The organism is Corynebacterium sp. DNF00584, assembly GCF_001552965.1.
Classification (GTDB): domain Bacteria; phylum Actinomycetota; class Actinomycetes; order Mycobacteriales; family Mycobacteriaceae; genus Corynebacterium; species Corynebacterium phoceense.
The window spans coordinates 80,090-102,760 of record NZ_KQ959760.1; the positions used below are offsets into that span (position 1 = coordinate 80,090).

At 62.7% G+C, this 22,671-nt stretch carries 18 protein-coding genes; 12 read left to right on the top strand and 6 right to left on the bottom strand.

Going from position 1 to position 22,671, the window contains the following annotated elements:
* Positions 1–90 precede the first annotated feature (90 nt).
* Positions 91–1,434, top strand: a complete 1,344-nt coding sequence (locus HMPREF0307_RS08795) for a TRAP transporter large permease subunit (RefSeq protein ID WP_066491661.1) — start codon at positions 91–93, stop codon at positions 1,432–1,434.
* Positions 1,435–1,450: 16 nt separating this feature from the next.
* On the top strand, positions 1,451–1,687 hold the full coding sequence (locus HMPREF0307_RS08800; protein ID WP_066491671.1) for a hypothetical protein: 237 nt from the start codon (positions 1,451–1,453) through the stop codon (positions 1,685–1,687).
* Positions 1,688–1,776: 89 nt separating this feature from the next.
* Here HMPREF0307_RS08800 and HMPREF0307_RS08805 read toward each other — a convergent pair whose 3' ends face one another.
* On the bottom strand, positions 1,777–2,532 hold the full coding sequence (locus HMPREF0307_RS08805) for a GntR family transcriptional regulator (protein WP_066491673.1): 756 nt from the start codon (positions 2,530–2,532) through the stop codon (positions 1,777–1,779).
* Positions 2,533–2,627: 95 nt separating this feature from the next.
* Between HMPREF0307_RS08805 and HMPREF0307_RS08810 the strand changes: the two genes are divergently transcribed.
* The 3 genes from HMPREF0307_RS08810 (at position 2,628) to HMPREF0307_RS08820 (ending at position 7,263) form a co-directional block, all read left to right on the top strand.
* Positions 2,628–5,510, top strand: coding sequence for an FAD-binding and (Fe-S)-binding domain-containing protein (locus HMPREF0307_RS08810; protein WP_066491680.1), 2,883 nt, complete (start codon positions 2,628–2,630; stop codon positions 5,508–5,510).
* A gap of 506 nt (positions 5,511–6,016) precedes the next feature.
* The gene (locus HMPREF0307_RS08815; protein ID WP_070539331.1) at positions 6,017–6,409 is read left to right on the top strand and encodes a hypothetical protein; all 393 of its coding nucleotides are present in this window, start codon (positions 6,017–6,019) and stop codon (positions 6,407–6,409) included.
* A gap of 32 nt (positions 6,410–6,441) precedes the next feature.
* A complete protein-coding gene (locus HMPREF0307_RS08820; protein WP_070594042.1) occupies positions 6,442–7,263 on the top strand; it encodes an SGNH/GDSL hydrolase family protein in 822 nt (273 codons plus the stop codon).
* A gap of 131 nt (positions 7,264–7,394) precedes the next feature.
* Here the strand turns inward: HMPREF0307_RS08820 and hutI are convergent, their stop codons facing one another.
* The 4 genes from hutI to HMPREF0307_RS08840 all read right to left on the bottom strand — a co-directional run bounded on the left by hutI (position 7,395) and on the right by HMPREF0307_RS08840 (position 12,903).
* Positions 7,395–8,582, bottom strand: a complete 1,188-nt coding sequence (hutI, locus tag HMPREF0307_RS08825; RefSeq protein ID WP_066491702.1) for an imidazolonepropionase — start codon at positions 8,580–8,582, stop codon at positions 7,395–7,397.
* A gap of 1 nt (position 8,583) precedes the next feature.
* Positions 8,584–10,260 carry a urocanate hydratase gene (locus HMPREF0307_RS08830; RefSeq protein WP_066491708.1) on the bottom strand — a complete coding sequence of 559 codons (1,677 nt, stop codon included), beginning with the start codon at positions 10,258–10,260 and terminating at the stop codon, positions 8,584–8,586.
* A gap of 196 nt (positions 10,261–10,456) precedes the next feature.
* On the bottom strand, positions 10,457–12,010 hold the full coding sequence (gene hutH, locus HMPREF0307_RS08835; protein ID WP_066491719.1) for a histidine ammonia-lyase: 1,554 nt from the start codon (positions 12,008–12,010) through the stop codon (positions 10,457–10,459).
* 149 nt (positions 12,011–12,159) lie between these two features.
* The gene (locus HMPREF0307_RS08840) at positions 12,160–12,903 is read right to left on the bottom strand and encodes an IclR family transcriptional regulator (RefSeq protein ID WP_066491728.1); all 744 of its coding nucleotides are present in this window, start codon (positions 12,901–12,903) and stop codon (positions 12,160–12,162) included.
* 112 nt (positions 12,904–13,015) lie between these two features.
* Here HMPREF0307_RS08840 and hutG point away from each other — a divergent pair, with 112 nt between their 5' ends.
* Positions 13,016–13,927, top strand: a complete 912-nt coding sequence (hutG, locus tag HMPREF0307_RS08845) for a formimidoylglutamase (protein ID WP_066491733.1) — start codon at positions 13,016–13,018, stop codon at positions 13,925–13,927.
* Between the two features lie 40 nt (positions 13,928–13,967).
* Here the strand turns inward: hutG and HMPREF0307_RS08850 are convergent, their stop codons facing one another.
* Positions 13,968–14,999 (bottom strand): zinc-dependent alcohol dehydrogenase family protein, encoded by a 1,032-nt coding sequence (locus HMPREF0307_RS08850; protein WP_066491743.1) that lies wholly within the window; start codon positions 14,997–14,999, stop codon positions 13,968–13,970.
* A 153-nt stretch (positions 15,000–15,152) separates the two neighbouring features.
* Between HMPREF0307_RS08850 and HMPREF0307_RS08855 the strand changes: the two genes are divergently transcribed.
* From HMPREF0307_RS08855 to galK, 6 genes are all read left to right on the top strand, one after another.
* Positions 15,153–16,502 (top strand): Na+/H+ antiporter family protein, encoded by a 1,350-nt coding sequence (locus HMPREF0307_RS08855; RefSeq protein ID WP_066491754.1) that lies wholly within the window; start codon positions 15,153–15,155, stop codon positions 16,500–16,502.
* Between the two features lie 745 nt (positions 16,503–17,247).
* Positions 17,248–18,135, top strand: a complete 888-nt coding sequence (locus HMPREF0307_RS08860; protein WP_066491761.1) for an aldose epimerase family protein — start codon at positions 17,248–17,250, stop codon at positions 18,133–18,135.
* 136 nt (positions 18,136–18,271) lie between these two features.
* On the top strand, positions 18,272–19,933 hold the full coding sequence (locus HMPREF0307_RS08865; RefSeq protein ID WP_066491768.1) for a sodium:solute symporter family protein: 1,662 nt from the start codon (positions 18,272–18,274) through the stop codon (positions 19,931–19,933).
* Between the two features lie 49 nt (positions 19,934–19,982).
* Positions 19,983–20,312, top strand: coding sequence for a hypothetical protein (locus HMPREF0307_RS08870; RefSeq protein ID WP_066491778.1), 330 nt, complete (start codon positions 19,983–19,985; stop codon positions 20,310–20,312).
* A 2-nt stretch (positions 20,313–20,314) separates the two neighbouring features.
* A complete protein-coding gene (gene galT, locus HMPREF0307_RS08875; RefSeq protein ID WP_066491780.1) occupies positions 20,315–21,424 on the top strand; it encodes a galactose-1-phosphate uridylyltransferase in 1,110 nt (369 codons plus the stop codon).
* On the top strand, positions 21,411–22,616 hold the full coding sequence (galK, locus tag HMPREF0307_RS08880) for a galactokinase (RefSeq protein ID WP_066491794.1): 1,206 nt from the start codon (positions 21,411–21,413) through the stop codon (positions 22,614–22,616). Before galT ends, galK begins: the two co-directional genes overlap by 14 nt.
* Positions 22,617–22,671: the final 55 nt, after the last annotated feature.

The window sequence follows — 22,671 nt, forward strand, 5'->3', positions numbered from 1 at the left end:
TGTTTGAAAATTAGCAAACTTTAAACGTGTGACGTGTAACATGCTACGGTGACTCGTATCACTTAATTGGAGCACTATAAGGAGGCGCATATGGGCATCGCAGCCCTTGTGGTCTTTATCGCGGTGACGGTGATTATGAACACCGCCCTTAAGCGCGAGATTTCGGAGTCTCTGGTCGTAGCCCTCATTGCCACGGCATTGCTGGGCGGCACCCATGCCCCCGCGATGCTGGGCAAAGCAGTTTTTGGTGCGGCGCAATCAGAGGTCACGTTCGCAGGTATGGCTTTCGTGTTCATGGGCATTGTCGTGCAGTCGACGGGTCTCATCGACCGTCTCATTGAAATTTTGAACTCCATCTTCGGTCGGTTGCGTGGCGGCGCTGCGTACGTCTCGACACTGGGTTCTGCGATGATTGGCCTTATTGCTGGTTCAACCGCTGGAAACTCTGCAACGGTTGGCTCGGTGACTATCCCATGGATGAAGCGTGCTGGGTGGTCTTCGGAACGCGCCGCGACGCTCGTCGCTGGCAACTCCGGACTCGGCGTCGCGTTGCCGCCGAACTCTACGATGTTTATCATCCTGGCGCTGCCAGCAGCTACTGGTGCATCGGCTTCAAGCGTCTATGTCGCTCTAGCATGTGGTGGCGCCTACGCGGTCCTTTACCGTTTGGCGGTCGTGTTCTTGTGGACGCGTACCGATAAGATCGCGGCCACTCCGCGTGAAGACCTCAAGTCATTCGCGCAGGCGATGAAGGAAGGCTGGCGCTCGCCGTCTATCTTCTTGGGCATCATCATCCCCGTCATTCTCACGATCGGCCCGGTTGCCGGTTACCTCACGTCCCAATTGGGCAAGGAAGCTGTGAAGTCGATCTCGATCATCGTGTGGGTGCCGATTCTTATTACGCTCATCGCGCTTCTCGAAGGTGCGAAACATATCCGTAACAACAACGAGCATTTCCGTATTCAGCTTAAGCAGGACGCGCATCAGTTCGCCACGGTAGGAATTTCCCTCTTTGCTGCCTTGGCTGCAGCGAAGATTATGGAGGAACTCGGCGTCGGACCGCAGCTGTCTGGCCTACTTGACTCGATGAGTCTGCCGCGCTGGCTCATGCTTATTGTCGTCGGCGTCCTTGCAGTCCTCGTCGCCACGCCACTGTCTTCGACTGCAACTGCGGCGGCTATCGGTGCGCCAGCTATGGCGGCTCTTATAGCAGTGGGGCTCGACCCGACTGTTGCCATTGTCGCCATCCTGCTGTGTACCTCCACTGAGGGAGCCTCCCCGCCGGTTGGTGCACCCATTTATCTCTCGGCAGCTATGGCGGATGCTAATCCGCCGAAGATGTTCGTGCCGCTCATTGTTTATTTTGTGTTGCCGATGATCGCGTTGTCCTGGCTCATCGGAATGGGTTGGTTGCCCATCTACGTCGCTCAGTAAGAAAGGGAAACCAAAAATGAAAATGGTCTTTAGCGCATTTCAAGTGCTGTTCTTCGTATTCATGGCGCTGTTTCTTATCGGCGGCGTGTGCATCATTCTCACCCAGACCTTCGGCATCGTCATTGGTAGTGGCGACGTGGTTTCCGGAGTGGAGAATTGGCTTGCTCCGGTTACCTACAGCTGTGCCACACTCTGTGCTGTCTGCGCGTTCGTGCTGACTTATCGCCCGAAGCCGCAGAGCACCAAGCACTAGGTCCTTAACGCTGGAAGCGGGCGCCCGTGGAGCAATCCACGGGCGCCCGCTTTATGTACTGCCCTCTCAGTCCTAGTGTGTGACCTGCTTTAAAACTGTGCGACTTGCTGTTGCCAGATCTCTTCGATTGCGGTCGATAATTCGTCCTCTGAGTATTCGGGATGCTTCTTGCTCACCGCCTGCTCGAGTAGCAGACGGCCGGTTGCGGTGATGTGCTCGGTCATAGCTGTGTGTGCTGCTTCGCTGTCACGTACGGCAATGGCCTCGATGATAGGGAGGTGCTCGGAGTGGACTTGCTCGAGCGACCGATAGCGTCGCACCGTTGAATCCGAAAGCAGGCGCGTATGTGTCCGCAGCTTCGATAGAATGTCGCGGCCACGGCGGGCATGTCCGGCGGCCAAAATGGCGTCGTGTAGTTCTTGGTCCCACGTGAAGAAAACGTTCTCGTCGCCATCTGTACAGCTGGCCTTCATTGCCGCGATAATGTCCTTCATGTGTGCGAGCTCGTCCGCGCTGCGGTCGCGTGCAGCGCGAGCTGCGGCGTTGGGCTCGATGCTTAATCGAAGGTCGAAGATATCCGCGACATCGGAAGGCTGAGACTCGACGATACGGAAGCCACGATTGCGGACGAATTCGATGAGACCAGCTTCTTCGAGACGCAGTAAGCCGTCGCGCACGGGGGAACGGGAAATACCTAACTCCTCGGAGAGCTGATACACGCTGTACCAGTTGCCGGTCGACATCGTGCCGTCGTGAATGCAGTCGCGAACGTGGTTCATGACCTGGGTGGCCATGTTGGGCGCCGCAGTGACTCGGGGAGTGGGGGAGCTTGAAGAGGGGGTCATTCGGAGAATTTTACCTACAGAAACCACGAAACATGTAACATGTTACCCAAGATACGGCGTTGAGTTGCCCTCGTGAAGATTTGGAGCATCTGACCATGACTAGCACCATCAAGTTTGATCGCCTTGAACCCAGTGTGTACGCGAAGATTGCGCGTTCCGGGTTGCGCATGGATATGACCACGCGCGCGGCGTACACTTCGGACGCCTCGATTTTCCGCCGCGTTCCTGCGGCTGTGCTCGAGCCTAAGACCGTTGATGACGTGCGCGACGGTATCTCGGTTGCACGCGAGCGTGGATGGAAAGTTGTGGGCCGTGGGGGCGGATCTTCGGTGGCGGGCAATGCCATTGGCGAGGGACTCATAATTGACACCTCTCGCTACTTTAATCGCATCCTTGATATTGATCCGGAAGCACGGACAGCGACCATCGAGCCGGGGGTAGTGTGCGACGCACTGCGTGACGCTGCTGCGCCGTTCGGCCTGACGTATGGACCAGATCCTTCAACTCACTCACGCTGCACTGTAGGCGGCATGGTTGCGAACAACGCGTGTGGCTCCCACTCCGTGGCCTTTGGTACTGCGGCGGAGAACCTCATTGATGTCACCATCATGCTGGCCGACGGGCGTGAGGTGACTTTCAGCGAAGGTGGCTGCTCCGATCCGGAACTGGAGACCAAACTGCGTGCGCTCGTAGCCGACAACGCTGAGCTCATCGAGGCGGAACTCGGCCGTTTCCCTCGCCAGGTCTCTGGCTACGGCCTGCACTACCTGCTGGACCGCAAGGGATTTGACGTGGCGAAGGCGCTTGCCGGTTCTGAAGGAACCACGGGCATCATCACCAAGCTCACCGTCAAGCTTGTCCCGGTTCCTAAGGTCAAGGCCTTGGCCGTGCTTGCCTTTGAGACAGTCTTCGATGCAGCGGCTGCGGCCGCGAAGCTGCGCCTGCCGGGTGTAGCGACCATCGAGGGCATGGGTGGTGACCTACTCGGGGCGCTGCGTTCCAAGGTCGGCCAAGAGCATGCCGGTGAAAACCTGCCTGGTAACCGTAAGGGCATCGAAGCTGGCGGTTGGCTCTATTGCGAGACCGGTGGCGATACTCTCGAGGAAGCGTTGACGCTGGCCGAAGACGTCGCGGCGTCCGTTGAGACTGTGGACCACGTCATCGTCCATGAACACGCGGAGATGCGCGGGTTGTGGCGTATCCGTGAGGCATCAGCGGGCATCGTCACGCGCCTACCTGATGGCGGTGAGGCTTGGCCGAACTGGGAGGACTCTGCCGTGCCACCGGAAAATCTCGCCGAATATCTACGCGATCTCTACGCTCTCATGGATAAATACTCTCTGCGCGGCATTCCGTTTGGTCACTTCGGTGAGGGCTGCGTGCACGTGCGTATTTCTTTCGACTTCGGTACCGAGGAAGGTGTGCGCCAGTTCAAGGCGTTCATGGAGGACGCCGCGGAGCTCGTGTCTTCTCACGGTGGATCGCTGTCGGGCGAGCACGGCGATGGCCGCGCACGTTCTGCGCTCCTAGACCGTATGTACTCGACGGAAATGCGTCGCGTCTTCGAGGAATTCAAGCTCATCTTCGACCCTGACAAGCTCTTTAATCCGGGCGTGCTTGTGTGGGCGGATGCCACGGATCAGGGCCTGCGCATGGCGCCCGGCCAGCGCACCTTCGAGCTCACCCCAGTCCATGCTTTTAGTCACGACAAGGGATCGATGGTCAACGCCATCAATCGCTGCGTGGGCGTGTCCGCCTGTCGCTCTGAGACCGGCTCTATGTGCCCGTCCTTCCAGATCACCGGCGATGAAATCCATTCAACCCGTGGCCGTGCCCGCTTGTTCTCCGAGATGTTCCGTGGTGAATCCATCAAGGATGGATTCCAATCCAAGGAAGTCGAGGAGGCCCTTGACCTGTGTCTGTCCTGCAAGGCCTGCGTTTCCGAGTGTCCCGTCAACGTCGACATGGCGACGTACAAGGCGGAGTTCCTCCACGAGCATTACAAGGGCAAATTGCGCCCGGGTGCGCACTACGTCATGGGCTGGCTGCCGCTGTTGGGCTATGTCGCGCACAAGATTCCGTTGGTACCAACGCTCATCGATAAGGCGATGTCCACGAAGGGCTTGGATAAGCTCATCGCACGTGTGGGTGGGCTCGACCCCAACCGTCCGCTCATCCATTTCGCGCATACCTCGCTGCGCACGTGGCATGCCAAGCGTGTACAACCCCAGCGGGATGACTCGATGACGGTCGTGCTGTGGCCGGACTCCTTCAACTCTTCGCTCGGCACGTCGCCGGCTACGGCCGCAGTTGAGGTACTCGAAGCGCTGGGCTACACGGTGGAAATTCCTCAGGGGTTTGTCTGCTGTGGCTTGACGTGGCACTCCACCGGACAGCTCGATATGACCAAGCGTGTGCTGGAGCAGACCGCGAAGGTGATGAAGCCTTACCTTGACCGTGGTCTACCCGTCATCGGTGTGGAACCTTCGTGCACCGTCATGTTGCGCTCTGAGGCGACCGAGCTTTCCCCGAACCCTGACATCAAGCGCCTCGCGCAAGCGACGACGCAGTTCTCCGAGTTTGTCGTCCCGCGCATCAAGGAGCTCGTTGCTGAAGGAAAGATCGTTCCGGGCGATGTCTCGGCACTTACCCAGGTCCATTGCCATGAGAAGTCGCTGGGTGATCCGTCTCAATCGCAGCAGCTTCTCGATGCCCTCGGTATCAGCGACGAGTCAATCGCCACAGGGTGTTGCGGCCTTGCCGGCAACTGGGGCTTCGAGAAGGGTCACGCGGAGGTCTCCATGGCGCTCGGCGAGCGAGAGCTCTTCCCCAAAGTTCGTAAGGCTACGAAGGAAGGCTCCATCGTTATCGCTGACGGTTTCTCGTGCCGCACCCAGATCGAACAGGGTACTGGTGCGCAGGCGAAGCATATCGCGGAGATTGTGAGGGACGTCTTGGCTGCTTCCTCCATGAAGTAGTGGAGCGCTGAGAGGGTCGGTGATTCTCATCGTGACGTGCTGATGCTGTGCGCTACACAGCATTAGCACGCTGGATACTAGACGCCGGTAGTATGCTTCAGCACGGCGGAATGCCTGTCGTAGACCGTGCTGGAGCATTATTCGTATCTGGGGAGTTTTGCGGCTTCGATTGAAGGGGATGGAAATTCCGCCACACGTCGCTACCTCGATGAGCTTTTTACGAAACGTTGGACGATGTTTTCGGTAAGGCCGACGTAGCGTTCCCCGTTAGTGAATTCCAGAATATAAATTCCGCGCCGGAACCTCGTACCGACGAGAGGAGCGACAGGGGGAGTTGGAGTCGATCTCCCAGCGCTTGAAATTGAGTGAGAATGTGGTCATGAGTGAGAGAAGGTAGACGTCGTTTATCTCATCGTAGGCACAATGCGCGGCGCGCCAAGGGTGTTTGTACGCGGCCGTCTTGAAACCAGACGTAGAGCGTGCTCTGTAGTGCTAGCTTATGCAGCATGAAACGTCTCGCTCTCATTGCCGCGGCTGCGCTGTGCATGAGCACGCTCGCACCCGTGGCCGCCTCTGCTCAATCGTTCGACATGACGCAACAGGAACGCGACCAGTGGCGTACCGATCCGCTGGGCGCCGTGCTGTGGACCGGTATTAAGAGTAGTTCGAATGCGCTCCGCGGTGACCCGGTCGCGATGTCGGTGGCCTCGGTGTATTCGATGGGCTCGCCGAGCGACACCTACCCAGGAGCCTTCGGCAAGGTGGACCAGTGCGCGAAGTTCCTTACCTCGTCCAGCCCACTGGGGGGCGTGCGTTTTACTGCTGCGGGGCTGTGCATCATGGCGAATCCGTCGCTGCGAGCGGAGCTTGCGGAGCAACCGGGGATTCCGCTGTTCTAGGCGGTCACTTTGTACTTAAACTCGGGAGAATTATGAATCGCCTGCTCATCGGTCTCGCTTTCTTAATTCTTGCAGGGTGTCTTGCTGCATGTAGTTCAGATACCGCGTCTGAGCAGATGACGTTGACAACGCTGGTCGAGGAACCGGTGCACTATGTCGCTCTCGGAGATTCCTACGCCGCGATGGGCTCCCACGCTGCCACGGATCCCGGCGACGCTTGCGCGGTCGCGGCGGATTCGTACCCTGTTCTCCTTGCGGACGCGCTGGGAGTGGAAGATTTCGTCAACGCGTCGTGCCAAGGCGCCGTGACGGCGGACGTGGGGGAGAAGACGGCGTTGGGGACGGCGGCATCGGAAGGCTCGCCGCAGGTGGCGGCGCTGGGGGAAGAGACGGACCTGGTGACGCTGAGCATCGGCGGCAATGATGTGAGCTTCATCGACATGACGCGGTGCTTCGAGAACGCGTGCCCGGCGGGGCTGCGCGAGAAGGTGGCGGGCGAGCTTGAAGAGCTGCCAGCGCGGCTGGACGATGTGTACGTGGTGATTGAACAACGAGCACCGGGTGCGCGCGTCGTCGCCACGGGGTACATGCCGTTGCTCAACGACGCATGTACGGACGTGCCCGACGCGGCGTGGCTCGCGGAGCAGATCACTCGCATCAACGGGGAAGTGCGCGCGGCCGCCGAGAGGTACGGCGCGACGTACGTGATGCCGGCGGGCGCGGGGGAGCACACTGGGTGCTCGGCGGAGCCGTGGGTGGATTTCACGGGCGAGGCGACGGGCTCGTACCCCATGCACCCCACGGCGGCGGGGCAGCAGGCGATGGCGGAGGCCATTGCCGCGGCAGTTGGCTAAAGACGGTCATCTATAGGTGCAAGGCGAAAAATTAGCGACGGGTGGTGCGCGTGCGGTCAAGAAAAGAATGAAATTCGTATGAGTCGCGCGAAAATCAGAAAATTTTCGGCAACTCATACGAGTTATTCACGCTAGACCAGCTCTCCGGCGACGTAGGTCTGGTATGTCTGCGGCATGCCTGGGCGGTAGGCCAAGTCGATGGCGCTGGTGCCTTGGAGGACGTGGAGGTCCGCAGCGGCGCCGGGGACCAGCGTGCCCTTGGCCGGGCGTCCCTGGGGGTCGAGACCGTCGCCGACGTCGTGGCGGCGCAGGGCCTTGGCACCGCCGGTCGTCGCGGCGGCAATGGCCTCGTCGAGCGTGAGGTGTTGCTGCAGAACCGCGGTGGCCACGCAGAAGTTCATCGACGAGGTATACGAGGTGCCTGGGTTGAGATTGGACGCGATAGCGATGGTCGCGCCCGCGTCGAGGAGACGGCGGCCCGGGGCGAGCGGCTGACGCGTGGACAAATCGCACGCGGGCAGGAGCGTCGCGACGGTATCGGAGTTCGCAAGGGCCGCGATGTCCGCGTCCGTAACGTAGTTGACGTGGTCGACGCTCGCCGCGCCAAGGTCGACGGCGAGCTGGACGCCCGGGCCGTCGCCCAGCTGGTTGCCGTGGACGCGCACACCCAGACCGCGGGCGATGCCGGCCTCCAGGACGCGGCGGGACTGTGACTCGTTGAAGGCGCCGCGCTCACAGAAGACGTCGATCCACTGGACGTACGGTGCCACGCCGTCGAGCATCGGACCGACGACCTCGTCGAGGTACTCGTCGGCGTCGGCACCCGGCGGGACGAGGTGGGCACCCAGAAACGTAACGTCGTCGGCGAACTCGGCGGCAATCTGCGCGGATTCCACCTCCGAGGCCGTGTTGAGCCCGTAGCCGGTCTTCGTCTCAAAGGTCGTCGTGCCACCGGCGCGGCCGGCGGCGATGCGGTCGCGGACGAGCGCGCGGAGCCGGTCAGCGCCGGCCGAACGTGTCGCCTCCATAGTCACCGCGATGCCGCCAGCCTCATACGACGAACCAGCCAGGCGCGCCTCGAACTCCGCGCCGCGGTTGCCGTCGAAGACCATGTGCGTGTGCGAGTCGACCCAGCCAGGCAGGACGGCCCGGCCGCCGAGGTCGATGGTCTCCTCGCAGGCGGGAGCCTGCGCGGGGGCATCGGAAGCCGAGCCAACCCAGGTGATGACGCCGTCGGCGACGGTAAGGGCGGCATCGGCAAGCGTGCCAGCGGAAGAGACGGTGCGCAGTTCGCTGATTCCAGTAAAGAGCGTGGACATATTAATCGCGCGCCTTGAATTCCATGGGGATGCGCACACCGCGCTCGTCTGCAACCTCCTTGGCGCGGGTGTAGCCCGCGTCGACGTGGCGGATAACGCCCATGCCCGGGTCGTTGGTAAGCACGGCGCGCAGCTTGGCCGCGGCGAGCTCCGTGCCGTCGGCGACGGATACCTGGCCAGCGTGGATGGAGCGGCCCATGCCCACGCCGCCGCCGTGGTGGATCGACACCCAGGTCGCGCCGGAGGACACGGCCGTCATGGCGTTGAGCAGCGGCCAGTCCGCGACGGCATCGGTGCCGTCGAGCATGGACTCGGTCTCGCGGTAGGGCGAGGCCACAGAGCCGGAGTCGAGGTGGTCGCGGCCGATGACGATGGGCGCGGAGATTTTTCCCTCGCGGACCAGCTCGTTGAACTTGAGGCCAGCCTTGTGGCGCTCGTTGTAGCCGAGCCAGCAAATACGTGCGGGCAGGCCCTCGAACTCGACGTACTCCTCGGCAGCGTCGAGCCAATTGTGGAGGTGCTCGTTGTCCGGGAAGAGCTCCTTCAAAGCTTGGTCGGTGACCTTGATATCCTCCGGATCGCCCGACAGCGCGGCCCAGCGGAACGGGCCCAAGCCCTCGCAGAAGAGCGGACGGATGTAGGCGGGCACGAAGCCGGGGAACTCGAAGGCGCGCTGGTAGCCGGCGTGGCGGGCCTCGTCGCGGATGGAGTTGCCGTAGTCGAAGACCTCGGCGCCCTCGTCCTGGAACTCGACCATGGCCTGCACCTGGGCGGCCATGGACTCGCGGGCCTTCTTCGTAAAGGTCGTCGGGTCTGCCTTGGCCTCGGCGTGCCAATCCTCGACGCGGATCTCCGTGGGTAGATAGGAGAGCGGATCGTGCGCGGAAGTCTGGTCCGTGACGATGTCGACGGTAAATTCGCCGGCGCGCTGGCGGCGCAGCATCTCCGGGAAAACGTCGGCGGCGTTGCCCACCAGACCGACCGAGAGCGCACGCTTTTCTTCCTTCGCGGCGAGCACGAGCTTCAGGGCCTCGTCCAGATCCGTCGTCACTTCGTCGAGGTAGCGCTTGGATTGACGGCGCTTGAGGCGGGTCTCGTCCACATCGACGATGAGCACCGCGCCTCCATTGAGCGTGACCGAGAGCGGCTGGGCGCCGCCCATGCCGCCACAGCCGCCGGTGAGAGTCAGCGTGCCGGCGAGCGTGCCGTTAAAGCGCTTGCGGGCGACGGCGGCGAAGGTCTCGAAAGTGCCTTGGAGGATGCCCTGAGTGGCGATGTAAATCCAGGACCCGGCCGTCATCTGACCGTACATCATGAGCCCCTCGTCTTCGAGCTTGCGGAAGTGCTCCCAGTTGGCCCAGTCGCCCACGAGGTTGGAGTTGGCGATGAGCACGCGCGGCGCCCATTCGTTGGTCTTCCAGATGCCCACGGGCTTGCCGGACTGGACGAGCAGGGTCTCATCGGATTCCAGGTCCTTGAGCGCATCGACGATGGAGTCGAAAGCCTCCCACGAGCGTGCGGCGCGGCCAGTGCCGCCGTAGACTACGAGGTCCTCGGGGCGCTCCGCGACCTCAGGGTCCAGGTTGTTCATGAGCATGCGCAGCGGCGCCTCGGTCTGCCAAGACTTGGCGTTGAGCGTCGTGCCGCGCGGGGCGCGGACTTCACGGGGTGCAGACATGGGAGTTCCTTTCTTCGACAGGTAAGCTGCGCGTGGTTGCAGGGCCGGTTACCCGGGGCTGTCCCCTTCTACCGTGGCGCATGTCTCACAAAGGTAGCGTCTGTGATGTTGATGCACGAGGCGCTTGCAGGGTTGGGTGTCTGGGATACGAGACTCCCAGAGGGTCGCAAAAAAGGGCCCGCATGGGCCCTCCTGCTTAGCGCAGCTTTCCGATGCCGCCTTCCACCGCGTCCAGCAGCGTCCCTGCCTTGACCAGACGTACCGTCTCCTCGATCTCGGGGGAGAGGAAGCGGTCGGTGCCTGCACCCTGGACAGTCTCGCGTAGTTTTTCGATGACCGCGCCGGTTCCCTTCGCGGGCTCGCCGTCGCGCATGTCGATGGCGCGGGCAGCAGTGAGGATCTCGATGGCCAGCACGCGCTGCAGTCCGTCGACGGACTTGCGCAGCTTGCGCGCGGCGGACCAGCCCATGGAGACGTGGTCTTCTTGCATGGCTGACGACGGGATGGAATCCGCCGAGGACGGGTTGGCCAGGCGCTTGAGTTCACTGACGATGCCGGCCTGGGCGTACTGCGCGATCATGTGGCCGGAGTCGACGCCTGGGTCGTCCGCGAGGAAGGCGTTGAGGCCGCGGTTGCGCGCGGGATCGAGAAAGCGGTCGGTGCGGCGCTCAGAAATGGAGGCGAGATCCGCTGTGACGATCGCGAGGAAGTCGAGCACGTAAGCGACCGGCGCCCCGTGGAAGTTGCCGTTGGACACCACGCGGCCGTCCTTGGCGACGACGGGGTTATCCACGGCAGCGGCGAGCTCGTGGCCCGCGACGGTGGCGGCATGTTCGATGGTGTCGCGGAAGCCGCCGGCGACCTGCGGCGCGCAGCGCACGGAGTAGGCGTCCTGAACCTGGTTCTTCTTGAACTCTTCGAGCGCCGCGGCGAGGATCTCCGAGCCTTCTGCGACCTTGAGGATGTTCGCCGCCGCGGCCGCCTGACCCGGATGCGGGCGCAGCTCCTGGAGGTCTTCGGCAAAGACGACGAGCGTGCCCAGCAGGCCCTCGACCGTCATCGCCGTCGCGATGTCCGCGGTCTTGGCGAGCTGGCGCAGATCGGTAATAGCCAGGCACAGCATGCCCAGCATGCCGTCCGTGCCGTTGATGAGCGCTAGGCCCTCCTTCTCGCGCAGGACGAGTGGCTCGATGCCTGCGGCCTTGAGTGCCTCGCCCGCGTCCTGGAGTTCGCCGTTCACGCGGACCTCGCCTTCGCCGAGTAGGGCCAGGGCGCAGTGGGCGAGTGGCGCCAAGTCGCCGGAGCAGCCCAGCGATCCGTACTCGCGCACGACCGGCACGATACCTGCGTTCAGCACGTCCGCGTACGTCTGTGCGACGACGGGACGCACGCCGGTCCGGCCTGTACACAGCGTGGACAGACGCAGGAGCATGAGCGCGCGGATGACTTCTTCCTCGACCTCCGGTCCGGTGCCCGCGGCGTGAGAGCGCACGAGCGACAGCTGCAGCTGGGCTCGCATCTCCTCAGGAATGTGGCGACGCGCCAGCGCGCCGAATCCAGTGGAGATGCCGTAGACCGGCGTGGGATCCTGGGCGAGTTCCTCGACGCGCTCACGCGTCGCCTCGACTTCAGCAAGCGCCTCGGAAGTGATTTCTACCTTCGCGCCGTAGCGGGCGACGGCGACGACCTCGTCAATGGTCAGTGCGCCGATGCCGACGGACACGGTCTGGGAAGTAGCAGCGTGGGACATATCTGGCTCCTTATCGCGGATGATGTGCGTGGACGTACCACCGGTGGATGCACCCCAGTGCACCCCGGCGGGGAATGAATGGATTTCTCGCGCGACAGCCAGACGCGTTGGCAGTAATGTTACACAACGGCTGGAGCGCGCGCTACGGATTAACCGGAGCGGTAAACCTTCGCTGCAATCGCTGCGGCGGCCGAGCGCAACTGCTCGATCGCCACGGCGCGCGTGGCGGCATCAATCCGCCCGCGCTGGAAGGTGACGGCGAGCGCGCCCGCAGGCCGGTTGACGTGATCGAGGATGGCCACGGCCACGGATTCCTGGCCGCGGGAGACCTCCTCGACCTCCTCGGCCCAACCGCGCTCGCGAGTCTGGGCGAGTATGTCGTGGAACTGCCGGAAGGCTCCGGCGTCGCTGGAGGTGGAGTACGCGGCGCGCGCCTCGGCATCGGGAAGCTGGGCGAGCATTGCGCGGCCGGATGCGGTGCGGTGAGCTTGAAGGCGCACGCCCTTTTCGGTGACGAGCGAGACCGCACCAGGGGAGCGAACTTCCTGGAGATAGACAATCTCGGAGCCAGCCATGCGGGAGAGGTGTCCCGAGCCGTGCACGAGCGCGGCGATCTTCTCGAGCGGCTTCGTTGCTGCGCGCACGAGCGGCTGCTGTGTCGTATATGCCGAGGCCATTGCGTACGCCGCCATGCCCAATCCGTAGGTCTGATTTTCCGGAATGTGCACGACAAAGCCGGCGGCGACCATCTCATTGAGTAGGTGATACGTGCTCGAACGGGGTAAGTCGAGTTCACGACGAATGCGGCTCGCGGAAATGGGCACGTCGATGGTGGACAGCAGCTGCAGGATGTCGAGTGTGTGGCGGGCGGCGGGAACGCGGGAAGACGACATGGAAGGCAAGTCTAGCGGTGGAGTCTGAAATTTCAGACGATTAGATTTCGCTGGCGGTGCGCGCAGCGCACGCGCACTTTAAGCTGGGCACGATGTCAACCAAGGAGGCACCTTGTTTACTCCCGCTCCCGCATGGACCGGCCGCAACGACGGACCCGGACCGGAACACGCGCGCTGGCACTCGGTCATCAATACATCGACCGCCCCTGGGGCGGCGCTGCTCGGCTTTGCCACGGATGAGGGCGTGCGCCGCAACGGTGGGCGCGTGGGTGCCGCCGACGGACCCGAGGCGCTGCGGGCGGCACTGGGATCGCTCGCCGTGCACGACGAGTTCCCACGCCACGACGCCGGCACCGTCGTCACCGAGGGCAAAGACCTTGAGTCCGCGCAGGCGGAAGTCTCCGACAAGGTCGAGGAGCTCGTGCGCGCCGGGCACCTGCCCATCGTGCTCGGTGGCGGGCACGAAACCTCGTTCGCGACGGGCAGGGGATTAGCCCGCGTGCGTCCGTCCGCGATTATCAATCTCGACGCACACTTCGACTTGCGCATCGCGGACCAACCCACGTCCGGCACACCGTTTCGGCAGTTAGTGGACGTCTATGGCGATGACTTCGACTACTCGGTACTGGGGATCTCGCGGCCGAATAATACGAAAGTTCTCTTCGATACCGCCCGCGATCTGGGCGTCAACGTCGTGCTCGACGAGGAACTTGCCGCTCTCAGCGCCCAGGACGCGGCTGCGCGCGCCGTGGAACTCGTCGCCGACGCCGAGTCGATTCACCTGTCCATTGACCTCGACGTGCTGCCTGCCGCCGTCGCCCCAGGCGTCTCCGCGCCAGCGGGGCTTGGCGTCCCGCTGCTGCATATCCATGCCATCGTCCGCGCACTCGCCGCGACGGGCAAGCTTGCTCTCGTCGACGTCGCTGAGCTCAATCCCCGTTTCGACATCGATGGACGCACGGCCAAGGCGGCGGCGAGGCTGATTGATTCAATCGTCGTCGCGCATGCGCAAGCACGATCCTAAACGCGTAAGTTCCGACTTCTTCGCTGTTATCGCGTCTGGACTAAAGCACCGCAACGGTTATGCCGAAGCTGCCTGCGCGCGGCGGCTCGTTCATCGCGGGGAGCGCGGCGGGCAGATCATCGAAGCCGATGCGGGTGCCGACGGTGCCGGCGAGGTCGAGGTGGCCGGAGGCGACATCGGAAAGCAAGGCAGCGTACTCGGACGTGGCCAGGCCGTGGGAGCCAAGCAGCTCAAGCTCGAGGGCGATGGCGCGGCCGTAAGGCAGCGGGGGATTGGCGTCCTCGCCGAGCAGGAGGCCGACCTGGACGTGGCGGCCCTTGGGCCGCAGGGACTCGATGGCCATCGTGGCGGTGATGCGAGCTCCCAGGGCATCGATGGATACATGCGCGCCGCCGAGCTCGTGGATGCGCGCGACGGTGGTCTCGTCCGAGTACAGGGGAGTGGCGCCGAGCTTTTCCGCGGCATCGAGGGCGGATTGAGCGCGGTCGACAGCGATGACGCGGGCGCCGGCGGCGCGGGCGATCATGACGCAGGACAGCCCCACGCCGCCGCAGCCGATGACAGCGACGGTCTCGCCGGGCTGGACGCGGCCTTGCACCGTGACGGCGTGATAGGCAGTACCGAAGCGGCAGCCTAGTCCCGCGGCAATATCGAAGTCGAGCTCATCCGGTAGGTGCACGAGATTCGTCGCGGCGTTGGTGACGGCAATGTACTCGGCCCAGGATCCCTTAAGATCGAAACCCGGTTGTTGCTGGTTAGGGCAGACCTGCGTGTGGCCAGCGCGGCAGTGCGCGCAGTCGCCGCAGGCAAAGATGAAAGGCGCCGTGACGCGGTCGCCCTTCTTAAAACCGGGGACGGCGGGGTCGATTTCTTCGATGACACCGGCGAACTCGTGGCCGGGGATGTGGGGGAGCGACACGGAGTCATCGTGGCCGGACCACGCGTGCCAGTCGCTACGACACACGCCGGTGGCCGCGACGCGGACGACGGCGCCGCCGGCAGGCAGGAGCGGAGGGGGGACGTCCTCGATGGTGGGCGGGGAAGAGAACTCGGTGAAAGTAACGGCGCGCATGATGGGGTTCCTTGGGATTGGTTGCGTTCAGTGTGCCAGATGACGGCCGGTGGAGTGCATGTTTCTTTCAGTGACACACATTCCCCTGCGACCGGGGTCGGCGAGATCTAAAAAATTTCAAAAGTCTGCATACTATGCACTACGCTTACGTGCATGAACGCCGTACTCATCGCAGTTATCGTGATGCTCGTGCTTTCCGTGGCACGCGTGCACGTTGTCATCGCCCTCTTCTTAGGCGCCCTCACGGGTGGTCTCATGGCCGGCATGGGCCTCGATTCCACCCTTCTCGCTTTCCAAGACGGCCTGGGCGGTGGCGCGAAGATCGCGCTGAGTTACGCCTTGCTCGGCGCGTTCGCCATGGGTGTTGCGGCGGCGGGCTTGCCGGAAAAGCTGGCGCAGACGCTCATCCACAAGATGAACGGCAACGCGGGGGAGCTTAACCCCAAGGCCGTGGCAATGACGAAGTGGACCATCATCCTCGTCATGGTTGCGATGGCGATTATGAGCCAGAACCTCATCCCGGTCCACATCGCGTTCATTCCGCTCATCGTTCCGCCACTTTTGGGAGTGATGAGCAAGCTGCAGATCGACCGCCGCCTTATTACGTGCTGCCTCACCTTCGGACTGGTCACCACGTACATGTTCGTGCCGGTAGGCTTCGGTTCCATCTTCTTGAATGACATTCTGCTGTTCAATATCGGTGAGGCAGGCCTGGATACGACCGGTATGAACATCATGAAGATCATGGGAATCCCGGCGCTCGGCATGTTTATCGGCTTGCTCATCGCGGTGTTTATCAGCTACCGCAAGCCGCGCACGTACCTCGACGCACCCATTGCGGAGGAGAAGGATAAGGAAGAGATTTCCGCCTACAAGCTGTGGGTTTCCGTCGTCGCCATCATCGCCACGTTTAGCGTGCAGATCGTCATGCAGCTCATGGACTTCGAGGCGGATGGCCTCATGGTCGGCGCGCTTGTGGGCCTGGGCATCTTGCTGCTCTCCGGTGCAGTGAGCTGGCGCAACGCGGATGATGTCTTCACCAACGGCATGAAAATGATGGCACTTATCGGTTTCATCATGATCACCGCCCAAGGTTTCGCGTCCGTCATGACGGAGACAGGGCAGGTGGAGTCGCTCGTGACGACCACGGCCGAGCTCTTTGGCGATAATAAGCTGCTGGCCGCGGCGGCCATGCTTCTGGTCGGCCTCATTGTGACGATGGGCATCGGCTCGTCCTTCTCCACGCTGCCCATTATCACGGTCATCTACGTGCCGCTGTGTATGACGCTGGGCTTTAGCCCCGCTGCGACGGTTGCCATCGTCGGTACCGCAGGCGCGCTGGGCGACGCGGGCTCGCCGGCGTCCGACTCGACGCTCGGCCCCACGATGGGCTTGGGCGCCGACGGCCAGCACGACCACATTCGGGATTCGGTCATCCCGACGTTCCTGCACCTTAATATTCCGCTGCTCATCGCCGGGTGGGTTGCGGCGATGGTTCTGTAATTCGTTCTCCTGAGACAGTTGCGGCCCCGCGTGCGGATTCGTCCGGGCGCGGGGCCGCTCAATGATGCGTGGCTGGAAACACGAAAATTAGATGGCTTGGGGAAAACCCTTTTCGGAGTGGAGACGCAGCGGCGCAGGTCTGAGGAGAATAGCCGTGGGCTGAGTAGCTTTGTCGAATACGTTGAGAACGTAGGGGAGGTTCGTGATGAGCTGGCCGGCCGTTGCTGCCTGACGGGTTGCGTCCGTTAGCGAGGTGTACGAGTTAGTTCCTGTGATGGCCCCCATCAGGCATGCATTCGCACTGGCGTGAAAAGATCTGCGCCACCTGCTGCAGTGGGCTGAGCGTGCCGATGCCCCCTTTGGGCCCAGGTGTGTGTGCGAACGAAGCGGGCAGTCCGCGGAGGAAACTACAACAAATTCAACCCCACTTGGAGCGGCGGAGGCAGTCTTTTCCGTGCAAAATATCACAGGTTATGACCAGTGAAAGTGCTGTGTAGTTGTCTGAGCTGCGCTATTAGGGGAATTTGATTGTGTGCGATTGTGTGGCAATGCCCCCGTTTGAGGAGAAATATCTTGTTGATATTTGTGGCTTCGAATTAACCTCATATGCAGGGCTATCGTGGCGCATCCGCGCCATCGATGCCCCACGAGTGACACGATACGGATGCCAACAGCGCGCATCATAGACCGCCCCGGATTGAGGCGACGCGGCGTGCAGTCGGTCCGCGAAGTGGAAAGGAATGCCATGCCGGAAACCATATCCAGGACATCACCAGTTGCACCCACTGTCCGGCTGATCGCGGGGCGCTATAGCGCACAGATTGACCTCCGTTCTGGGGGTATCGCTGCGCTGTCCTATGACGGTGCGCCTTTGCTGGAAAGCTACGACACTGCGCAGCTTCCGCCGGCTGCGGCCAATAGCGTGCTGGCGCCGTGGCCCAACCGCACCGAAGACGGAATCTTCTCGTGGAAGGGCACCGAGCACCAACTAGCGATCACGGAGCCGGAGCGCCACAACGCAATTCACGGCTTCGTGCTCGATGCCGCCTGGCAGATCGTAAACCACGACCCAGATCGCGTGGAGATCGCCGCGGACATCGCCCCGCAGCAAGGCTGGCCGTGGGCGTTGCGCGTCACTGCGTCGTACCTCCTCGACGAGCAGGGACTGCACTGCACCTATGGGGCATCGACGCAGGAAGACAGCGTTCCCTTTGCCTTCGGTCTGCACCCATACCTTTCGCCGCAGGGCACTACGGTGGACGAGGCCGAGCTGCGCTTGCCGCCGGTGGAGCACCACCTACTCGACGCGCGCAACGTGCCCACAGGCGAGCACGCACCGGTGGAGCTGAGTCACTGCGTCGCCGAGCTAGAACTCGATGATCTCTTCTACGTGGGACCCGAGCCGCACACGGTGGAACTTGCCGCCGACGGGCGCGGCGTGCGCATGGATTCCGGGGAGGGACTCGGCTGGCTGCAGATTTATACCGCGCCGGATTTCCCGGGGCGCGGGCGAGCGATTGCCGTGGAACCCATGAGCGCGCCGCCCAACGCCCTGCGCACTGGTACCGACCTCGTGGAGCTGGGCCCGGATCGGCCATGGCAGGCCACCGTGCACTTCAGCGTCATTGAATAGCCACGAAAGACTGCACCGTCAGACTATAACTGAATACATAACTGCATACGTTTCTCCCAAGTAATTCTCTCGTGCTCGGGGTCGGCGTGCGTTCGCGCGGCGGTGGCGGGTACTTATCGTGAAAGGTTCAAGAGCTATGGAGACTGCACAATCAGTCCTACGCCTGGACGCGACGTGGGTGGACTACCTCATCGTCGCAATCTACTTCCTGTTCGTGCTCGGCATTGGCTGGGCAGCGAAGGCCCGCGTGTCTTCGTCGATTGACTTTTTCCTCTCCGGCCGCTCGCTGCCGGCGTGGGTGACCGGCCTGGCCTTTATCTCGGCCAACCTCGGCGCGGTGGAAATCATTGGCATGTCCGCCAACGGCGCGGAGTACGGCTTCCAGACCATGCATTACTTCTGGATTGGCGCCGTGCCGGCCATGATCTTCCTGGGCATTGTCATGATGCCGTTCTACTACGGCTCGAAGGTTCGCTCCGTGCCGGAGTTCATGCGCCGCCGCTTCGGCAACGGCGCCCACTTGGTCAACGCCCTGTCCTTCGCGCTGGCCCAGCTGCTCATCGCCGGCGTGAACCTGTTCCTGCTCGCCACCATTGTCGAGGCCCTGCTGGGCTGGCCGATGTGGGTCGCGCTCGTCGTTGCTGGTGTCATCGTGCTGTCCTACATCACGCTCGGCGGCCTGTCCGCGGCCATCTACAACGAGGTGCTGCAGTTCTTCGTCATCGTCGCTGCGCTCGCACCGCTGACGATCATCGGCCTCAACCGCGTGGGCGGCTGGGAAGGTCTCAAGACGGCCGTCGCGGAAGGATCCCACTTCCACACCTGGCCGGGCTCTGAGCTCTCCGGTTTCGATAACCCGGTCTGGTCTGTCATCGGTATTGTGCTGGGCCTGGGCTTCGTTCTGTCCTTCGGCTACTGGACCACCAACTTCGTGGAGGTGCAGCGCGCAATGGCCTCGGATTCGCTTTCGGCTGCACGCAAGACGCCTATCATCGGTGCGTTCCCCAAGATGTTCATCCCGTTCCTCGTCGTCATCCCGGGCATGGTCGCCTCCGTTCTGGTGAGCGAAATCGCTGCCGGCTCCGCGAAGCCGAACGACGCCATCCTGCTGCTCATGCGCGACCTGCTGCCCAACGGGCTGCTCGGCATCGCCATCGCTGGCCTGCTCGCCTCGTTCATGGCCGGCATGGCCGCCAACATTTCTGCGTTCAACACCGTCATTTCCTATGACATCTGGCAGACCTACGTGGTCAAGGACCGCGAGGATGATTACTACCTCAAGTTCGGCCGTATCGCGACCGTCGCCGCGACGCTGATCGCCATGTTCACCGCGCTGCTCGCGCAGAACTTCGGCAATATCATGGACTACCTGCAAACGCTCTTCGGCTTCTTTAACGCCCCGCTGTTTGCCACCTTCATTCTCGGTATGTTCTGGAAGCGTATGACCCCGCATGCCGGCTGGTCCGGCCTCATCGCCGGTACGGCGTCCGCGATTGGCTACTGGTACGTTGCTACGTTTACCGATGCCACCAGCACGATGTTCAACCTGCCGGGCCAGGGCACCGCGTTCGTGGCTGCCGGCGTGGCCTTCGCTGTCGATATCCTGGTCTCCGTCATCGTCACCATGTTCACCACGCCGAAGCCGGACAGCGAACTGGTCGGATTCGTCTCCTCGGTGACTCCGAAGGGCCACTTCGAGGACATGACAGAGTCCAACCTGCCGTGGTACCAGCGCACCGTTCCGCTGGGCATGATCTGCCTGGTCATGGCAATCGTACTCAACGTCATCTTTGCCTAAACCATCTACCGATTGAGTCTTTGAAGACAAGAACTAGGAGTCAATAACAATGGCTACTGCACAACCTGCACCGCGCTCGACCGGTACCGCCAGTCGGGCCACTCGCCAGAAGGCGGGTGCCTTTGACCTGCGCAACGTGATCGGCGCACTCATGGGCATCTATTCCATCATCCTGCTGCTGAGCTACTTCTTCCTGGATCCGGGCATCAATCCGGAGACCGGTGCCCTCAAAAACGCCACGGACAACCTCTGGATGGGCTTGGCGCTGCTGGCCGCATCCGTAATCTTCCTTGCGTGGGCGAAGCTTCGCCCGATCATCATTGAAACCCCCGTTAAGGCTACGTCCGCAGATACAGCTGCTGTTCGGGAGCAGAGGTAATTATGGTTGACATTCAACGCACGAAGCTCGCCGATGGCCGCGACCTCATCTATTTCGATGAGCAGCCGCACCCAGACCGCGTGCTCGAGGACCCGCGAGACCTTCCCCAGGTTCACCCGGCCTCTGAGATGCGCCGCGATCCGCTCACTGGGGAGTGGGTGGCCTACGCCGCCCACCGCATGAACCGCACGTTCATGCCGCCGGCGAACGAGAACCCGCTGGCGCCCTCCACATCCGGTAACCTGCCCACGGAGATCCCCTCGCCCAGTTACGACGTGGTGGTCTTCGAAAACCGCTTCCCGTCGTTCGCGCTCAACGTCGATGACGTCGCGGATAACGACGTGGACGGCATGGGACTTGTGCCGCGCTATCCCGCCAAGGCCCGGTGCGAGGTGGTGTGTTTTACCTCGGATCCCACCAAGAGTTTCCGGGATCTGCCGGTGAGCCGCATTCGCACCGTCATCGAGGTCTGGGCGCACCGCACCGCCGAGCTGTCCCAGATCCCAGAGGTCAAGCAGGTCTTTCCGTTCGAGAATCGCGGCGCTGAGATCGGCGTGACCCTCCAGCACCCGCACGGCCAGATCTATTCCTATCCCTTCTACTCCCCGCGCCTGGCCAACCTGGTCGCGCGCTCGAAGGAATACAAGGCTGAGCACAACGCGGACCTCTTCCAGACCATGCTCGACAAGGAGAGGGAGGCAGGCACGCGCGTCATCGCCACGACGGAGCACTTCACCGTCTTCGTTCCTGCGGCGGCCAAGTGGCCTTTGGAGGTCATGGTCATGCCCAATGTCCACGTGCCCAACTTCGCAGAGCTTTCCGAAGCCCAGCGCGACGACCTCGCCGTCGTCCTCAAGAAGCTCTACACCGCGGTGGATCAGTTCTTCGAGGGTGTGGAGAAGACCCCGTACATCGCGGGTTGGAACCAGGCGCCGACGGATGATTCGGACGCGGTGCGCATGCACCTGCAGCTCTTCTCACTCATGCGCTCCCCGAACCGCATGAAGTTCCTCGCCGGTTCCGAGTCCTCCCAGGCGGTGTGGATCAACGACACCACCCCGGAGCGGATCGCCGAAAAATTCAAGGAGTTGTGGAACGATGACCTCGTATAAGTGGATTGAAAGCCGCACCCCGGACGCCCTTGCTGCCGATGCCACCGCCCTGTTTAACGCCGAATTCGGCACCGCGCCCACCGGCGTGTGGGCCGCTCCGGGCCGCGTCAACGTCATCGGTGAGCACGTCGATTACGCCGGTGGCGTGTGTATCCCATTCGCCCTGCCGCTGCAGATTGCCGCGGCCGTCACCCCGCGCGAGGACACGAAGGTTGTTGCCGCCTCGCAGAAGACCGACGGCACCGTCGCACGTGCGGAGGTCGACCTTAAGGACATCCGCCCCGGCGGGGACATCGGCTGGCTGGGCTATGTTGCCGGCACCGTCTGGGCCGCGCACGAGTCCGGCGCACTGGAGAACCTCACCGGTTTGAACATCGCGCTTGTCTCCGACGTCCCGCTGGGCTCTGGGCTGTCGAGTTCTGCCGCGCTCGAGTGCTCCGTCGCCGTCGCGGCTTACGAGCTCGACCACGGGCAGGGCCCGGATGACGCTGCGCGCCACCAGCTGGCCGATGCCGCCATGCGCGCCGAAAATGACATCGTCGGCGCCTCCACGGGAGGGCTCGATCAGACCGCCAGCCTCTTTGGCGCGGAGGGCAAGGCGCTTGTCATCGACTTCGACAGCCACACCCACCGCTTGGTTAATTTCGACATCGCCGATCAGGATTTGGTGTTGCTCATTGCGGATACCAACGCTCCTCACGAGCTCAACGACGGCCAGTATGCCTCGCGTCGCGGCGTCATCGACGATGTCCAGAACGCCTTGGGCTCCCTGCGCCACCTGTCCGAGGAGCAGATCGCCGCGTGGGCGCATGAGAACGGTAAGGACGCAACGCTCTACGCCAAGCGCACCGGACACGTCCTCCACGAGACCGCGCGCACGCTCCAAGCTGCCGATGCCCTCGAAGCCGGGGACTTCGACACCTTCCGGCGTTTCATGGCCGATAGCCATGCGTCGCTGCGCGATGACCTCGAGGTCACCACGCCGGAGCTCGATTCCGCCGCGGAGGCCGCCGGCACCCTCGGCGCGCGCATGACAGGCGGAGGCTTCGGCGGCGCCGTCATCGCGCTCATCGCGAAGGCTCGCGTTGGCGACACCGTCGCTGCCATCGCAAGCGCCGCGGAGGAGAAGGGCTTTGCGGAGCCCACGTTCTACATCGCGACGCCGGGCGACGGCGCGCGGCGGCTCGTCTAGCTCCATCCGCGTCAAAGGCTGAGGAAAACTCGGCCTTTTTGCGTGCGTTTTCTGT

Bases quoted from the DNA above. Each gene is read 5' to 3' on its own strand.
- HMPREF0307_RS08830 (WP_066491708.1), bottom strand. From the start codon at position 10,260: ATGTCTGCACCCCGTGAAGTCCGCGCCCCGCGCGGCACGACGCTCAAC.
- HMPREF0307_RS08815 (WP_070539331.1), top strand. From the start codon at position 6,017: ATGAAACGTCTCGCTCTCATTGCCGCGGCTGCGCTGTGCATGAGCACG.
- HMPREF0307_RS08840 (WP_066491728.1), bottom strand. From the start codon at position 12,903: ATGTCGTCTTCCCGCGTTCCCGCCGCCCGCCACACACTCGACATCCTG.
- HMPREF0307_RS08870 (WP_066491778.1), top strand. From the start codon at position 19,983: ATGGCTACTGCACAACCTGCACCGCGCTCGACCGGTACCGCCAGTCGG.
- HMPREF0307_RS08810 (WP_066491680.1), top strand. From the start codon at position 2,628: ATGACTAGCACCATCAAGTTTGATCGCCTTGAACCCAGTGTGTACGCG.
- HMPREF0307_RS08820 (WP_070594042.1), top strand. From the start codon at position 6,442: ATGAATCGCCTGCTCATCGGTCTCGCTTTCTTAATTCTTGCAGGGTGT.
- HMPREF0307_RS08805 (WP_066491673.1), bottom strand. From the start codon at position 2,532: ATGACCCCCTCTTCAAGCTCCCCCACTCCCCGAGTCACTGCGGCGCCC.
- hutH (WP_066491719.1), bottom strand. From the start codon at position 12,010: ATGTCCCACGCTGCTACTTCCCAGACCGTGTCCGTCGGCATCGGCGCA.
- HMPREF0307_RS08860 (WP_066491761.1), top strand. From the start codon at position 17,248: ATGCCGGAAACCATATCCAGGACATCACCAGTTGCACCCACTGTCCGG.
- HMPREF0307_RS08850 (WP_066491743.1), bottom strand. From the start codon at position 14,999: ATGCGCGCCGTTACTTTCACCGAGTTCTCTTCCCCGCCCACCATCGAG.
- HMPREF0307_RS08800 (WP_066491671.1), top strand. From the start codon at position 1,451: ATGAAAATGGTCTTTAGCGCATTTCAAGTGCTGTTCTTCGTATTCATG.
- galT (WP_066491780.1), top strand. From the start codon at position 20,315: ATGGTTGACATTCAACGCACGAAGCTCGCCGATGGCCGCGACCTCATC.
- galK (WP_066491794.1), top strand. From the start codon at position 21,411: ATGACCTCGTATAAGTGGATTGAAAGCCGCACCCCGGACGCCCTTGCT.
- HMPREF0307_RS08795 (WP_066491661.1), top strand. From the start codon at position 91: ATGGGCATCGCAGCCCTTGTGGTCTTTATCGCGGTGACGGTGATTATG.
- hutI (WP_066491702.1), bottom strand. From the start codon at position 8,582: ATGTCCACGCTCTTTACTGGAATCAGCGAACTGCGCACCGTCTCTTCC.
- HMPREF0307_RS08855 (WP_066491754.1), top strand. From the start codon at position 15,153: ATGAACGCCGTACTCATCGCAGTTATCGTGATGCTCGTGCTTTCCGTG.
- HMPREF0307_RS08865 (WP_066491768.1), top strand. From the start codon at position 18,272: ATGGAGACTGCACAATCAGTCCTACGCCTGGACGCGACGTGGGTGGAC.